Origin of the sequence: Oceanobacillus sp. HCA-5259, from assembly GCF_037892815.1 — a bacterium.
In the GTDB taxonomy this organism is placed as follows: domain Bacteria; phylum Bacillota; class Bacilli; order Bacillales; family Amphibacillaceae; genus Oceanobacillus; species Oceanobacillus indicireducens.
The window spans coordinates 1-547 of record NZ_JBBKBV010000101.1 but is presented as its reverse complement, the minus strand read 5'-3'; the positions used below and the strand labels follow the sequence as shown (position 1 = coordinate 547).

At 40.6% G+C, this 547-nt stretch carries 1 pseudogene; it reads left to right on the top strand.

From position 1 onward, the window contains the following. Positions 1-547, top strand: a pseudogene (gene tnpC / locus WKU33_RS19000) (IS66 family transposase); the annotation flags it as partial.

Below are 547 nucleotides of genomic sequence, written 5' to 3'. Positions count from 1 at the left end.
GTTCCTCATTATAAAGTTGGTTGGATGTTGGGCTCACGCCCGCCGCAAATTTACAGATGCATTAAGAGCACTTACTGAATCTGCGAGTAATTCCGCGGTCAAGGCTAAAGAAGGTTTGGAGTTCTGTAACGACTAAAATAGAACGCAAATTAAAGGGCATTAGTCCGGATGAGCGTTATAAACAGCGTTTAGAGCATAGCCAACCCGTTTTGGACACTTTTTCAGCATGGCTTCAAGAACAAACTCCACGAGTAATGCCAAAAAGCGCACTGGGACAAGCCATTAAATATTGCCGTAACCAATGGGGACGTTTAGAGGCCTTTTTAGAGGACGGTCGTTTAGAAATAGATGACAACCGTGCGGAAAGATCAATTAAACTGTTTGTGATTGAGAGAAAGAACTGGATTTTTAGCAATACCGCAAAGGGAGCCAAGTCCAGCACAATCATTTATAGTATAGTGGAAACGGCGAAGGAAAACGGATTGAACCCATTTAATTACCTTAAATATTTATTTGAAGAACTTCCAAATATAAATTTGACAGATAT